Raw genomic sequence first — 14,405 nt, 5'->3', positions numbered from 1 at the left:
CTCATCTACAGTCTCAACGCGCCTCTGCGGAGCTGTCCGGCTCGTGGCCGGTGTCGGGCTTGGCCACCTCCCAGATGAGACCGCCGACCTGTTGCGCCACGTCGGCCAGGATTCCTCCGGTCACGTGCTGATAGCGGGCCGCCATCGCTGTGGACGACCAGCCCATGATTTGCATGACCACCCGCTCAGGCACTCCGAGGATGAGCAGCACCGTGGCGGCCGTGTGGCGAGCGTCATGCAGTCGTCCGTCGCGGACCTTCGCGTCCTTCAGCAACTGCTTCCAGACGTCGTAGTCGGTGCTGGGCATCAGCGGCTGGCCGTTGGGGGACGTGAAGACGAATCCTGTCTCGGTCCACTCCTGGGCGGCCCGGCCGCGTTCGCGGTCCTGTTCCTGCCGGTGAAGTTCCAGGAGTCGGGCCAGTTCGTCAGGCACACCGATCACCCGGCGGCCGGCGCGTGACTTCGTGTTCGCCGTGTCCTCGTTCTTCCTGATCCGCTTCTTGCAGTAGCCGGGTGTCCGCCCGCACTCCCCGCCGCAGCCGTGCAGGTACTTCGGGCGCAGCCTGTTCTTCCGCACTCGCAAGATGCCTGCGGCTAGGTCCACGTCTGACCAGCGCAGACCCAGCGCCTCCCCCTGTCGGAGTCCCAGAGCGAGGGCGATAGACCAGCGCGCGCTGTTCCGGAGCTTCGCCGCTTCGGAGAGGAGCCTCTGAACCTCCTCGATGTCGTACGGCTCGACCTCCTCGTCCTCGACCCGGGGCGGGACAGCGAGCATGGCGACGTTCCGAGTGACGTGGCCGCGCCGCATCGCGTGATTGAGCGCCGTGCGAACGCTGCGATGGACCTGGTGGGCTGTGGCGGGCTTGCTGCCGTTGGCCAGCATCTTCGTGTAGAAGCGCTCCAAGTGCTCAGGCTCCAACTTGTCCAGCCGGTGGGCGCCGACCCCGGGGATCAGATGGACTCTGACCGCTACCTCGTATCCGGCGTACGTGTTCTCGCGTACCGACGGCTTCGCGATCTCCTCCACCCAGTGAAGTAGCCACGCCTTGACGGTCCACGGGCGTCCCGGCTTGCGAACTTTCCCCGCGTCCCGCTGCTTCTCCAGCTCCCGGACCTTCTTGATCACCTCTGCTTCGCTGATCTTGCTGGAGACGTGACGTCTGTCGGAGCTCCCGTCGTCCCGGACGCCGACGGTCACCCGCCCATGCCAATAGCCGTCCTTGCCGAGGTAGATGGACGACGCTCCATCGGGGCGTTTGGCGCGCTTCTCCATGGTTCTCCTTACGCGGCGTGGGACGTGGGGCGTGTCTGCATGCGGGTTTCCAGGTAGGCGCTGATGGCCTTGACGGGCACGCGACGCAGGCGGCCGATAGGCACCGTCTCTACGGCTCCGTCGCGGATGAGGGCGTACATCGTGGTGCGGCCAACGGAGAGGCGCCGGGCAGCCTCTTCGACCGTGAGCGCGAGGAGTGTGGGGTCGAACTCGACTTCGGCGCCCGCTACGGGCGCATCGCTGGTCGTCACGGATCAACCTCCGGGGCGGGGTGGTCTGTTGTGTCCGAAGCTCGGATTTCTGCGTCACCGCGTCTCCTGTGTCATCCGTGCCGGATGACCTGCGGTTTTACGTGACGTAAGGAGTTGGGCTGCGTCACCCTTCTGCGTCACCGATGACGAACGCGGTGACGCAGGTGACGCACGATGACGCAGAGATAGGCCGTCTGCGTCACCCCTGTATTCGCAGGTGAGGGGCCGTTTCCCGCCCTCTAGTGACGCAGGTGACGCAACGTCTTCCCTCTTAGGACAAAGAAGAGGGAGTGTCTGTAGAGGTGCGGGTCGCCTTCAGACGTGAAGAAGGAGCCGCTGCGCGGCACGTCCTTGGGGCGGCGCGCTGCGCCGAACAGCAAGAGGAGCACGCCTCGACGCTGGTGCTCCTCTTGCTTGTCGCCTGTGCGGACGCGGTTCAGAACGCGCGCTGCTGCTCGGGACCCGCCGGGGCGGCGGGGCGGGTCATTTCGAGGTAGCGGCCCGCGTTGGTACGCCCGGAGTCGATGAGCACGCCCCGGGCAGCCAGGGTCGGCTGGATGCGCTTCAGACGGTCGGAGAGCACCTTGCCGGTGGTCGGCCACCCCTTGGGCAGGGGGCGGGTCCCTTCGCCGTTGTAGAGGCCGGACAGCAGGTGCAGCCACTCCGTGGACGTCATCCGCTGCGCCGTGCCCGCAGAGAGCGTCTCGGCGTGCCGGAGAACGGTCTGCGCGAGCAGGTCGCCCTCGATCACGTCGTCGTTGAGGTCGTCCAGGCTCGCCCGATACGCCTTCAGCGCTCCCAGTCCCGTCGCGGCATCGAGCTGTGCACACAGGTGGGCGAAGTCCGCCATCCGTAGATCCGTCGGCGTCTCCGCCTTCACCGCCCGGACCTTGACCGTTAGGTCGAGGAGCGAGCCGAGGACGATGGGCAGTGCTTCCTCGTAGTCGACCCACAACTCGGCCTCGGTGCGCCGGACCTTGGGGCGTTCCAGGCGCAGGGGCAGCAGGCGTTCGGCGAGGTCGGGGCGGATGACGCCGACGTCGATGCCGGTCAGCAGCAGGGGGCGGCGGTAGCCGACGCGGAACACATCCCCGTCAGTGAACAGGGCCCGCTTCACGGACTCAGCTCCAGTCACGATGCAGCACATCGCGTCGGACAGGTCGGGGGTCATGTGGGAGAGGTTGTCGAGCGCGGTGACCCATCCCGCCGCCACGGCCGCGATCAGGTTCTCCTCGTCCTTCGGGGCGCGGCGCAGGTCCCCGGTCATACCCTCCACGATCCGGATCAGCATCCGCCCGCCCGTGGACTTCCCCGCGCCCTGCGGCCCCGTGAGGAACGGGGCCGGTACCGGGACGGACGGGCCGAGGCAGCCGATCAGCCAGGCGAGCGCGAGGGATTCGGTGTCGGCGGTGGCGAAGTTGCACAGACCCATCAGCAGATCGATTCCCTTGCCGTCGGTGTCCTTGGCCGGCAGCGGCAGTTCCCCCGTGAGCTGGGTGCGCCGCCAGCACACCTCACGCGGATCGGGAACGGTGATCTCCCAGCCCGACGGGTGGATGCGCACCGACTGCCCGTCGTCGCGTCCCAGGTCCAGCCAGGTCGCCCCGTCGAAGCCGGGGGCCACGCGGATGTAGACCGGCTGGACGTCCTCGCTCAGCGCGAGGGCTTCGATCAGGTCCAGGGCTTCCTTGATGGCGGAGCCGTTGAAGACGCCGCGTCCGTCGCGGTACAGGCCGACCATGAGTTCCTGGCGGTGGCTGCCGGTGGTGCCCTGTGAGCGGATCGGCCGGGCCACGGGGTGGCCCTTCTGCTGGGCGTAGACGGTGCCGTCGGGGGTGCGGAAGTACCGGAAGTGCGCCTGCGCGTAGTCGGTGATGACCTCACGGGCCGGTGTCTTGTCGTCGTCAGCCACGGTCACACTCCCAACGTGATGCGGGCATTGGTCCAGGCGGTGGCGCAGTGCCGCGCGCTCTCGCCCTTGGCCTGCGCCGCAGCGAACAACCGGGCAACGTGAGCGTCGCTGAGGCAGCCGCACCGGCCGTGCTTGGACAGCACCGCCATGAAGACCCGGTACACGGCGTTGTGCACGCCGCTCGTGGCCTCGGTGATGCGCTGCTCGGCCATCGCGATACCGCGTTCCAGGAAGACGGGCGTGCGGTGCGGGCACTGCCCGCCGTCGCCCGGCAGGGACACCGTCAGCGGCCGCGCCGAGGACCGGGCCGGTGCGGACTTGCTCACCACGAGCGAGCGCACGACGTCCGGCAGTGCGGTCATGGCGCCGGTGCCGACACCGAGCCACCGGGCGTAGGACATCGTCGACTTGACGTCCACGCCGGGCCGCACTCCGTTGGCGGACGGCGTCGCCCCCAGGTAGAGCCAGTGCTCGCCGCGGGTGGTGGGCACGGTCCGGGTGGCGGGCAGATGCTCGCGGGCCCACACGATCGCGTCCGCGTTGTCCAGGTCCACGACGGTCAGGCCGGCACCGCCCGGGTGGTAGGCCACCGTGCTCGCGTGCTGCCAGGCGCGCCGCCAGGGGGCGGAGTTGATGACGTGCGGGTCGGTGGTCGCGGCGGCCCACGCGTGGCAGGGGTCGGGGCAGGTGCACGGTCCGGGGGTCTTCATGTTCGGCCGGCCGCCGCACGCGTTGTCGGCGCAGGTGCGGCAGTTGCCGAACGGGACCTTGCCCCGCCGCAGCGGCAGCACCGGGATCTCCGAGGCAGCCAGGTCGAGTGCGGTGCGCAGGTACTCGCTCATGCCGCCGCCTCCAGTGCGCGAGCCGCGAGGAAGGTGCGGCCGATGTGCTCTGTGTAGGCGGGAGGGATGGCCTCGGTCAGTTCCTCGCGCACGTCGGTCCAGTCGATGCCGAGCGCGGCCTGCAGCTCCGGGACGCTGGGCTTGCCACCGCCATTGCCGTAGGCAGCGACGTAGGGGCCGTCGTAGAACTTGCCGTGCCGGTAGCCGCGCACCCGGCCCCGGTGCGGGACGTGGGCAGGCTGGTCGATGGTGCAGCCGACCGCTTCGAAGTTGCGGTGCCGGATGACGCCGAGCCCGAACATCTCGCCGCACAGGGTGATGTCCTTGCGGATCTCGGCTTGCCCGTTGGGCTGCTCGATCACGTAGGGCAGGCAGGTCCGGTCGAGCAGATCACGCAGCGGTGCCACGAGGTCAAGGTGCGTGCCGCCCCATCCGCGTGAGCGGTTGGTGCCCACAGTCAGAGTGTTCTTGGCCTGACAGGGCGGGGAGGCGTGCACGAAGTCATAGCGCTGGATCTCGCCCGTGGTGATGAGGTGGGCGAGGTATTCGAGGACGTCGCCCCGGTGCCAGGTGAAGGGGTAGTTGGGCCGGTCGGCGATGTCGCAGCCGTGGACGGTGAAGCCGGCGCGGGCGTAGCCCATGGCGGCGCCGCCGGCGCAAGAGAACAGATCCAGCAGGCGGGGCCGCTGGGATTCTCGCCGAATGTCGGTGGGTCGGTTCATGCCGCCATTCCTCCTTCCAGACCAGCAGCGGGCGTGGGCGGGAGCGAGTTCATGACGCGCTCGCGCCACTTCAGGGCGTAGTCGATGCAGTTGGCGCAGTTCTTGTGTGTGTGGCCCGGCAGCGGCGGGCGGCGGCGCGCGTGGGAGCTCCAGGCGGCGGAGTCCGCGGAGGCCAACAGGTGGCCGACGCGTTCCAGGCCGAGGATCTTGAAGCCGAATCCGTGCAGGCGTAGCCCGTGGGAGGCCATGGCGGTGACGATCTCGGCGCCCTTCTTCGTCGACTGCAACCGGCACACCGAACCGAGCCCGACGATGGGTTCGGCCTGGAGATTGACCCCGGCCTTGTCGTACATCTCCAGGCACTCCTCGTACGCCGGAACGGTGTCGCCCTGGATGACGGGGGCGATGCGCAGTTCGGGTGCGAGGGAGCGCAGTTCGAGGAAGTTGTTCACGGTGCGGCGTTGGTGTTCGCGGACGCTGAGGTGGGTGCCGACGAAGTGCTGTCCGCCGAACCATCCGCCGTTGATGATGGCGTCCTCGCACATCCAGTCTTGCGGGGCGGCCCAGTCGTAGGGGCCGACGTGTTCCCAGATGCGGCGCAGGCTGTCGACATACTGGCGCGGGGTGCGCTCCCAGTCGCCCTTGTCCTTGAGCTCCATGAAGCCGCCGGAGTCGATCGCGTACGGGCCCTGGGCTACGTCCCACTTCACCGCGCGGTCGAAGTGCTCGGACTTGAGGAACAGCGGCACATCGGTCAGGCGCAGCCAGTGGCGCTTGTGGGTGGTCAGGTAGAACCGCATCCCCGGCCACTGGATATTTGGCGTGGGAGCTCCCGGCGCTAAGGCTCGCGGGAGGGTGACGGGTTGGGTCATGCTGGAGACCTCCACAGGTCTTACGTGGGCAGGTGGATTGGCGGCGGCCCCGGTTCTTGGTCGGATGGGGGCCGCCGTTGTCGTGCGTGGTGGAGCGGTCAGGCGGCCTGCTGGCCGGGCAGGATCCGCCCGTCAGCAGTGCGCAGCAGAGCGCCGGACGCTACGAGGGTCTTGATCTCGCGGGAGACGGTGCCCTTGTTCAGGCCCGTCGCGTCGGCTACTTCCTTGGCCGTGCGGGCGCCCACGGTCACGGCGACCAGCACCTTGTCGCGGTTGGACGAGGCACCGGACGGGGCCGCGTTCTTGACCAGCCGCAGCGGCGCGGGCGCCGCCGCGCTGGTCGCGGTCTGCTCGGAAGCCCAGATGGACTTCGGCAGGTCGCGAACGCCGGCGTCGTCCAGGGTCCAGGTGCGCAGCATGCGCGGCCCGTATCCCTTCAGGTAGCCGTGGCCCCGGTACTCGCGCCCGTCGGGGATCTGGTGGGGCGCGTAGTGCGCGCAGTCATCGAGCGCGACCTGCGCCTGAGTCGTGCCCGCCACCCGCAGAGAGAAGCGGGTCAGGAGGTTCGGGGCGATCAGCTTGTGCACGCCCGGGGCGGAGCCGTCGGTGAGCGGGTACTGGGTGGCCCACCACAGCACGACGCCGCGCGAGCGACCGAGCGAGGACAGCTCGATCAGCCGTTGCAGCCGCTCCTTGTCGCGCTGGATCAGGGCCAGGATCACCTGTCCCTCGTCGATGACGACGGTGAGCTGTCGCCCGTCCCAGACGCTGATCCCGCGCTTCTTCATGTCGGTCTTGCGGAACGTCATCTCCGCATGTGCCTGGTCGACCGTGTCGGTGATCTCGTCGCTCTCGACAGCGACGCGGCAGACCTTCTCCCAGATGTTGGCCTCTTCGCCCTTGCCGTCGATGAGGAGCAGGTCACCGCGCAGGTGCGCGGTCGCCATGAGGGGACGGAAAGACCAGGACTTGCCGGTGCCGGACGCGCCGGAGACGAGCAGCCGTTCGTCGAACGGGATCAGGACCTCGTCACCGGTCTCGGTGTCCAGGGCCAGGCTCATCATGGTCGGGTCGGTGGGGATGCGGTCGGGGGTCCAGAGCGAGGACACCCCGGCAGCCGCGGAACGGGTGGCCATTGTCAGCACTGCCCACCCGCCGCGCGAGGCCGACGTGATGCGCATCCGCAGGGCGGTGCGGGCTCCGAGCAGCGCGCGGATGGAGTCAGCCTTGTCGGATAGCGTCTTGACCGTCCATGTGCCGTCCAGGCGGATCTCGCAGCGGATGCCGCCCGCCTCCATCGTGGGCGGGGTGGTGACCGTGCCGGACAGGCCACGGTCGGGGGCATGCTCGACCCAGTACGACGGGTCAAGACGCTCTATGAGCTGCCGCTCCTCCAAGGACAGCGACTCATCGACCACGACGCGCAGCTTGCGGCGGCCGAGCGCGAGACCGGCGACGTTCGCGCCGATCAGCACAGCCGATGTGGCGGCCGGCCAGATGGTCAGGTGCGAGGTGGACATCAGGGCGGACGCGATCGCGCCGGGCACGGCGTGCGCCGAATGCGCCTGGATCGCACGGGCCTTGAGCGTGGTCGGGTAGTTCACCCGCGCTTCCTTCAGCTTGGCCCGGGTGTCGCGCTCATGCCGCGAAGCCGCCTTGCTCGCCACCCGAGCGGCACGACGACTGGCCGCGAAGGGGTTCTTCGTCGCCGCTCGCGCGGTGAGCTTCTGGCTGTTGGCCGTGGACAGGGTGGAGCGCGCGGCGTTGTGCTCCTTCTGCGCGGCCATGAGCGCCTTCAGGTGCTCCGGGGTGCGCAGCTTGGTGCGGCGGTCGGCCTCCAGGTCCCAGCGCACCGCGAACGGAGCACAGAGCGGGGAGACCGAATTGAGAGCCGTAGTGGTGGTGTTGGTGGTGGTCGACCATGCTTGCTTCCAGTCCACGAGAGTCCTCCGAGACAAGTGGATGAGGGCCGGTGCGCCGTTGCGTGGCGTCACCGGCCCGACCGAGTTGCATGGGTCGGCGTGGTTGGTTGCGTCAACCACGCCGGTTGAACCCCCGCAACCGCATCTGACCTGCGAAGTTGCAGAGTTGAGCGGTAGGGAGGGGTGGGGGCCCTACGCGCCCGCGCGCGAAGGACGGTCGAAAACAGGGCCGTGCAACCCCCTGGCAGCCCCCTGAAGGGCCACCCAGAGGGCCGGGAGGCAAACCCCGTACGCGAGAGGGTTCAAGCGCTCTACGGGCGTTGTGTGGCCGTGGGGTTCAACGGCCCTTGCGGCGGCCCTTGTTCGTGGTGCCGTTGCCCACGGCGCGGACCACGGTGACCGTGCCCCATCCGACGATGAGCACCATGAGGGCGAGCATCGCGAGGTTCGCGGCGATCGCGGTCAGCACGCCCACGAGGAGCGGGCCGAAGTAGACGCCGGCCGCGACCGCCCCGGCCCCGACCCCGGAGCCGAGCGCAACGCGCTGCACCGTGCGGTCCGGCGGCGCCTGGTGGATGTGCACCACCTGCGGGCCGGTGGGCTGCTGCACGGCCGGGAGGCTGGCGGGGTCGGCGTAGACGTGGCTGCCGTCGGGGAGCTGGACGACGGTCAACTGACGCTGTGCGGGGAGCTGTTCCATCACGCACCCTCCGGGGCGTTGTCGGGAAAGGCGCAGGTCACACACGTGCCGAGGGCGGGCGGGATGACGTATCCCGCGTCGCGTCGGCACTGTGGGCAGGTGCGGCGGGCGGTGTTCGCCCGGTCCAGGGCCGCCCACCGTCCGCCGGTCATCGGCCGGACCGGCTTGGCCCGGTCGATGCGGTAGAGGTAGGCGACCAGCGGGCCCCGACGACGCCGGGGCCGCTCCAACTGGGCCGCCACATCCTGACCGCCCGGGCGCAGACCGAGCGCGCGGAGCTGACGCCGGGTGGCGAACCCGTCCGGCGCGAGGTTCCACCGGTAGATGGGGAGGGTGGCCATCACTGGCCCGCGATCGCGAGATCAGCGTGGCGGCCGGCGGCCGGGGCGCGGTGTTCGGCGTAGCGGGCCGTGACCCACCCGACCGACCAGCCGGACAGCTCCGCAGCCTGCCGCACCGGCAGCCCCGACGTGAACGCGGCGGCCACGATCGGGCGCGCTTCGTGCTCGGGCAGCTTGCTCTCAGCCGGGCCGCGATCGAGCAGTGCGGCGCGTTCACGGGCCGCCTGCTCCTGACGCTCACGCTGTTCACGCTCTGCCTTCAGCGCGCGCTCGCGGCGTTCCGTTTCGGCCCGCTCGCGCGCCTGTCGTTCACGGTTCAGCGCCTCTTGTTCACGCTGTTCACGCTCGCGTTCACGGCGTTCACGAGCGGCCTGCTCGGCAGCCTGCTCGCGCTCGCGGGTCTCGCGCGCCTCGCGCCGGGCGCGCTCTTCGCGCTCGGTCTGTTCACGGGCCAGCAGTGCTTCGTGGTCGCGCTGTTCACGGACCAACTGCGCGGCGTGCTCGCGCTCCTCGCGCTGATCGGCGCGAGCCCGCTCGGCGCGTTCACGGGCCGTCTGCTCCCGCTCGGCACGCTCGCTCTTCTCCTTGGCCTCCAGCGCGCTCACGGCCTTGGCGATGGCGCGGCGGTAGGCGAGTCCGGTCTCTGCGGTGACGATGAGCAGCAGCGGCGCGACTGAGTGCACAGCCATGCCGACCAGGTCTTTCTTCAGCGCGGAGTCGGCGGTGTTGAGTGCCAGGGTCATCAGGCCCGTCATCCAGCGCAGCACGACCGGCCACCGGCCGCCGTTCCCGCCGAGGCGGGCCAGCACGTCATCGAGCTTGACCACGATGACCACGGCAGCGTCCACCACGAGGGGCAGGATCGGAGCCGTCCACGACCACCGGTCGGCGGTGTGGTCGGCCATGAGCGGGGTGACCGTGAGGACGCTGTAGAGCATCGCGCCGAACACGATCAGCCAGGTTCCGACGTTCAGCGCCTTCTCGGCTGAACGGACATGAACAGCGTTCACGCCGCACCCCCGACCGGCTCAGGAACCAACTCCAGCCAGCCCCGGAATCCGCGTGAGGCGGCGTCGTACGTGAACACCGTGAGCAGCCATTCCGCATCCGCCCAGAACCGCTTCGCCGGAGCCCACTCCGCATCGGCGCGCACGCCGTGCGTAGCAGTGTCGGCGCAGGCGGCGGCGCGGCTGCGGTAGACCATGACCGGGGTGCCGAAGTGCAGCAGCACGAACACCGCCCGCCCCGCCTCCCGGGCCGTGGCCAGCTCCTCGCGCAGCCGCCGCAGCTCGATCTGACCGAGCAGCACCCGCTGCTCGGCCGCGCTCGCTTCCTGCACAGCGTGCGAGAGCAGCGCGCCTACCTCATCGGTGGTCGCCTCCGCTCGCTCCGCGCGGTCGGTGGCCCGGCGGGCTCGCTCAAACGCGGCGTGCGCGCCGGCCTCCAGCAGCGCAAGCCGCTTCCTGGTGACGATCCGGATCACGCGACACCGCCCGTCCGACCGGCCGTGCCGTTGACCAGGTCGCGGTGCGCGGCAAGCACCCGGCGGCGGGCCCGGCGGATACGCCGGACGTCCAACTCGGTCGGCGTGTGGTCGATGACGATGATCTGCGCATCCAGCAGGCCGATCTCGGCATTGATGAGCGGGAGCTCCCGCTCGATGGCCTCCAGATCCGCGTCGGTGGGCTCCATGAAGTCCTCGAACGCGGTAACAGCTTCCTGAACAGTGACGATGTGGTCCATGGGTCGTGTTCTCCCTAGCAGGTGGCAACGGCCCGAACAGCGGCCCCGGTGTTACAGCACCGGGGCCGCGCGCCGTTGGAGTCGGTAGATCCGGCTCCCCTCGGCGCTGCTCGTACGAGACGAGCAGCGGAGGCAACCGGCCGCCGCGATCAGCGCGGCGGTGAGGCTGAACTTCGAAGTGCGGCAGGTGCCGCTGAAGGTTCTGCGGAAGTCAGATCACGCTTGCCAGTCACCGCCCCGAGGGACGGATCCGGGCAGGTCACCCGGCCCGACATGGGTGGTCGGGATGGTGACCCGCACCCAGCGACCGCACGTGCTCATGCGGCTGGGTCGGCACTCTGTTGAGTTCTCCACAGCGTGTTTTCCGGGCCGTGCATCCGGACGCTGGTCGGACAGCGGAGGCAGCTCAAAGGAATTGCACCGCTTGCTCAACTTGTTGGTACAAGCTGATGCAGTGATGTTGCACCGACGGACAGTGAGCCGTCAAGGCATTGGAGCCAACATGTACCAACAAGTTGACCGAGTGCGTCATGATGGGGGCATGAGCAAGCAGCCGAAGTACCGGCAGGTGGCCGATGCCCTGCGCCGAGAGATCGACAGCGGCACGTACGCGCCGGGGGCGCGGCTGCCGTCAGAGAGTGAGCTGATGAAGCGCTTTGACGCTTCGCGAAACACCATCCGGAACGGCCTGAACCTCCTGGTCACCCAAGGGCTTGTCTCGTCGAGCCAGGGGCTGGGGTACGAGGTTCGGTCTCACGAGGTCTTCAAGCTGAACGCGTCGCGGTTCGAGAATCTGAGCTTTCCTCAGATCGGAGACGCGTACAGCACCGACGTCACGAATGCCGGCCGCCGCCCGCATCAGACCTTCCGGGTGGAGATGACTCCCGCATCGCCCACAGTCGCCGAACGGCTCAAGGTCGACCCTGGATCGACCACGGTCCTGCGGTTCTGTCACCGGTACGTCGATGACGTGCCGTGGTCCACGCAAGCAACCTGGTACCCGGGGTGGCTCGTAGAGCAGTCGCCCCGACTTGCCCAGCCGGGGGACATCGAAGAAGGCACCACTCGGTACCTCGCGTCGTACGGCATCGAGCAGATCGGCTACTTCGACGAGATCGCCGCGCGCATGCCGACTCCGGAAGAGGCGCGGCTCTTGGAGATCGGCGCCGGGGTGCCCGTGCTCCTATGGACGCGCACCGGCTACGCCGAGGACCGTCCGATTCGTTGCACGGTCACAACCTTCCGAGGCGACCTGAACCAGATGAACTACGAAATCGGCAATCTAGCCGGACGAGAAGAGAACGAACCCCAGTGAAGATCTGCCCTGCGGAACCGCACGACCTGGCCAAGCTGCTCGCCTTCCGAGAGGAGGCGGCAGCCTGGCTGTCGCAACTCGGAACCGACCAGTGGCAGCGTCCGTATCCGGCTGACAAGCTCCTTGCCACGATCGAGGCGGGACACGTTTTCATGGCCCGCGACGGGCACGTAACTGCGGCCACGATCACCCTGACTCCGGACGCCGAAGGTGGGCTCTGGACTGAGGAGGAACTGCGGGAACCCTGCATGTTCATCAACAAGCTCACCGTGGGTCGCGAGTACGCCGGACAGAACCTCGGTGGGCGACTCCTTGACTGGGCAAGCGATCGAGCCCATCACGCAGGGGCTCGATGGCTGCGCTTGGACGCCTGGACAACCAACGAGAAGTTGCAGCGCTACTACATCCGGCAGGGCTTCGCTCACGTACGCACAGTTAGTGAGGGTGCGGCGGTGAACGGTGGCCCGCGAGTCTCCGGCTGGCTCGCGCAACGCGAGGCACGCCCAGCGACTAGCGATTTCCACGACGTCACCCCACCGCCCTCTCGGCTTTCCTCTGCAGCTTAGGAAGCTTCTCCATACTGTTCGCTAGCACCGCCGCGATGCCGCGTTCGCCTCGCCCATAGCACATAGCACATAGCACATAGCACATAGCACATAGCACATAGCACATAGCAACACGCTAATCGCGCAGGAACCGAAAATTCCTATCTTTTCACGCGCCCACGGATTGCCAGGGCGGCCAGCCCCAATAGAACTGGCTCAAAGAACCTAGACGTCATCTCAATATATTCGCCAGCCGTTGTTAGATCCTGGCCGCTCGAACGAAATACTACAGAATTCAGGGTAACGTTCACCGAATCTTGCAGCCTCGCGTGGGAGAATCTATCCCTCGATGGATTTTTTGGATCTTCTTTCTCGATCTCGAAGGTCACCTTACCTCCCTGTGACGGAACTGTTCCGGTCACTCTTTGGTTCGGAGATTCGCCAGGCAATCCAAAAGCCATCATGAGCAAGATGGTGGTCATCATGGTTAGGGCAAGCCAGCCAAAAGCGCGTGACGCACGCAATCCGTACCCCGACAAAAGCCAATACAGTTGCAGCAGCCATCGTTCAGCCGTCTTCCAGGATCGGCCTAGACGCCTCATCTCCATCTCGCCGTAGTAGAAGTCTGCCGCGCCCGGCTCGTCCTTCGCATCTTCCCGCGACTTGCGAAGCTGGCGATAGATTATCGCCAACTCACCATGCCCTGGAGTAATGCGATCTATCGGCGCCGAACCCGGACTCCAAATATACTGCCCGGAGTACGAACGCCGACGCTTCTCCTCCGCAATAACCTGGCGTCGCGTCAGGTGAAAGGGTGGAGAAAACGAATAGCCTCTCGGGCTAACCTCGAAGTTCCAGTTTCCTTCTAGACGGATCTGATCAAGGTGTACAGCTCCGCTGAATGTGCATCTACCCAGCGACACGTTCGCCACCGTCAACATTGCACAGTCAACGCCTCTGAGCGAGGTCAGCGACACGCGCTCGCTGATCGCGCCGGTGGCAAATTCCAGAGTTATCGGCCCACCTATTACGTCTACCGGCTGGTTGAGAATGGCATACGTCATATCCACTTCAGCCAGCGTCGCCTGAATGGAAGCATGCGAGGTGAATCTTGTGCGCCGGAGAGCGATCTTTCGCGCCTCTAGAACCAACAAAACAGGATTTTCGAAGTGCACATTGGACAGATCAAGACGCCGACCGCATCGAATAGATCCGAATCTGGGAGTTTCCTTGAAAATCGCCCCGGCGAAATTGCCATCGCCTGCAATTTTGACGCCCTCAAATCCCGCCATTCCCGAGAAATTCGCTTGACTAAAGTCGGCAGAACCATCAAACGTCGCATTCTCAAATCTGACGATCTTCTCGAAATCCACCCGAGCAAACGATGAATCATGGCCAAATGAGGTCATGCCGAACGCTGCGTAATCTTTAAACCGCACCCCATCGAAGTCCGCTTTCCGCATTTGCGAGTTATTAAAAGTGGCATATTCCGCAAAAGTCGCATCTTCGAAATCTGCCCAGCTGGAAAATCTAACCCCTTCAAAAGCCGCCACCGCACGAAAGATCGCCCGCTCAAATATCGCCTTCCCTCTAAAATTAGCCCCGGTAAATTCAACGTCTCGCAGAAACTCCACCCGATCGAAACGCGCGTCTCCTTCAAAAATTGCCGAGGCGAATGAAAGACGCGTCGTGAGACGTTGGGCAGGCCTTATGGACTCCCCAATAAAAACGCAAGAATCGAAGGATGCCTCTTCTACGCCTGAGCCCGCCAAAGCGTGCGTGATGCGCTGCAAAAGTTCCGAATTGACAACTGTTCCTCGATAACTGACAGTGCGATTCGAAGAAATGCTATTGCAATGGCTCGCACGTTCTCGGTCTGAAAGGTGGGAAAGGCATTTCCCAGTCGGAGCCACCGCCTCTCCTCGACATGAGAAACCTTCACTCGCGCCCACTGTGCTCTGGGAGCA

General features: G+C 66.8%; 15 protein-coding genes. 2 read left to right on the top strand and 13 right to left on the bottom strand.

Annotated features, from left to right (window positions below):
• Positions 1-13: 13 nt before the first annotated feature.
• From ABII15_RS20035 to ABII15_RS19980, 12 genes are all read right to left on the bottom strand, one after another.
• Entirely contained in the window at positions 14-1,273 is a 1,260-nt protein-coding gene (locus ABII15_RS20035) for a site-specific integrase (protein WP_353943706.1), read from the bottom strand.
• Between the two features lie 8 nt (positions 1,274-1,281).
• Positions 1,282-1,524, bottom strand: a complete 243-nt coding sequence (locus ABII15_RS20030) for a helix-turn-helix domain-containing protein (protein ID WP_353943705.1) — start codon at positions 1,522-1,524, stop codon at positions 1,282-1,284.
• A gap of 436 nt (positions 1,525-1,960) precedes the next feature.
• Entirely contained in the window at positions 1,961-3,436 is a 1,476-nt protein-coding gene (locus ABII15_RS20025; RefSeq protein ID WP_353943704.1) for an ATP-binding protein, read from the bottom strand.
• A gap of 2 nt (positions 3,437-3,438) precedes the next feature.
• Positions 3,439-4,278, bottom strand: coding sequence for a bifunctional DNA primase/polymerase (locus tag ABII15_RS20020; RefSeq protein WP_353943703.1), 840 nt, complete (start codon positions 4,276-4,278; stop codon positions 3,439-3,441).
• The gene (locus tag ABII15_RS20015; protein ID WP_353943702.1) at positions 4,275-5,000 is read right to left on the bottom strand and encodes a DNA methylase; all 726 of its coding nucleotides are present in this window, start codon (positions 4,998-5,000) and stop codon (positions 4,275-4,277) included. Before ABII15_RS20015 ends, ABII15_RS20020 begins: the two co-directional genes overlap by 4 nt.
• A complete protein-coding gene (locus ABII15_RS20010) occupies positions 4,997-5,800 on the bottom strand; it encodes a hypothetical protein (protein ID WP_353943701.1) in 804 nt (267 codons plus the stop codon). Before ABII15_RS20010 ends, ABII15_RS20015 begins: the two co-directional genes overlap by 4 nt.
• 170 nt (positions 5,801-5,970) lie before the next feature.
• Positions 5,971-7,812 carry an ATP-binding protein gene (locus ABII15_RS20005; RefSeq protein WP_353943700.1) on the bottom strand — a complete coding sequence of 614 codons (1,842 nt, stop codon included), beginning with the start codon at positions 7,810-7,812 and terminating at the stop codon, positions 5,971-5,973.
• A 319-nt stretch (positions 7,813-8,131) separates the two neighbouring features.
• Complete coding sequence (locus tag ABII15_RS20000) at positions 8,132-8,494, bottom strand: DUF6251 family protein (RefSeq protein WP_353943699.1); 363 nt, start codon at positions 8,492-8,494, stop codon at positions 8,132-8,134.
• On the bottom strand, positions 8,494-8,835 hold the full coding sequence (locus ABII15_RS19995) for an RRQRL motif-containing zinc-binding protein (protein ID WP_353943698.1): 342 nt from the start codon (positions 8,833-8,835) through the stop codon (positions 8,494-8,496). The genes ABII15_RS20000 and ABII15_RS19995 overlap by 1 nt, the downstream gene beginning before the upstream one ends.
• Positions 8,835-9,845, bottom strand: a complete 1,011-nt coding sequence (locus tag ABII15_RS19990; protein ID WP_353943697.1) for a DUF2637 domain-containing protein — start codon at positions 9,843-9,845, stop codon at positions 8,835-8,837. The genes ABII15_RS19995 and ABII15_RS19990 overlap by 1 nt, the downstream gene beginning before the upstream one ends.
• A complete protein-coding gene (locus tag ABII15_RS19985) occupies positions 9,842-10,318 on the bottom strand; it encodes a hypothetical protein (protein ID WP_353943696.1) in 477 nt (158 codons plus the stop codon). The genes ABII15_RS19990 and ABII15_RS19985 overlap by 4 nt, the downstream gene beginning before the upstream one ends.
• Positions 10,315-10,578: a DUF6284 family protein gene (locus ABII15_RS19980; RefSeq protein WP_353943695.1), complete on the bottom strand. Its 264-nt coding sequence runs from the start codon at positions 10,576-10,578 to the stop codon at positions 10,315-10,317. Before ABII15_RS19980 ends, ABII15_RS19985 begins: the two co-directional genes overlap by 4 nt.
• A 541-nt stretch (positions 10,579-11,119) precedes the next feature.
• On the opposite strand from ABII15_RS19980, the gene ABII15_RS19975 reads away from it, so the two are divergent.
• Positions 11,120-11,893, top strand: coding sequence for a GntR family transcriptional regulator (locus ABII15_RS19975; protein ID WP_353943694.1), 774 nt, complete (start codon positions 11,120-11,122; stop codon positions 11,891-11,893).
• On the top strand, positions 11,890-12,459 hold the full coding sequence (locus ABII15_RS19970; protein ID WP_353943693.1) for a GNAT family N-acetyltransferase: 570 nt from the start codon (positions 11,890-11,892) through the stop codon (positions 12,457-12,459). The genes ABII15_RS19975 and ABII15_RS19970 overlap by 4 nt, the downstream gene beginning before the upstream one ends.
• 140 nt (positions 12,460-12,599) lie before the next feature.
• On the opposite strand, the gene ABII15_RS19965 is transcribed toward ABII15_RS19970, so the two are convergent.
• Entirely contained in the window at positions 12,600-14,351 is a 1,752-nt protein-coding gene (locus tag ABII15_RS19965) for a pentapeptide repeat-containing protein (RefSeq protein ID WP_353943692.1), read from the bottom strand.
• Positions 14,352-14,405 lie beyond the last annotated feature (54 nt).

Source organism: Streptomyces sp. HUAS MG91 (genome assembly GCF_040529335.1).
GTDB lineage: Bacteria > Actinomycetota > Actinomycetes > Streptomycetales > Streptomycetaceae > Streptomyces > Streptomyces tabacisoli.
The sequence above is the reverse complement of the archived record's forward strand: the minus strand, read 5'-3'. Positions and strand labels throughout refer to the sequence as shown.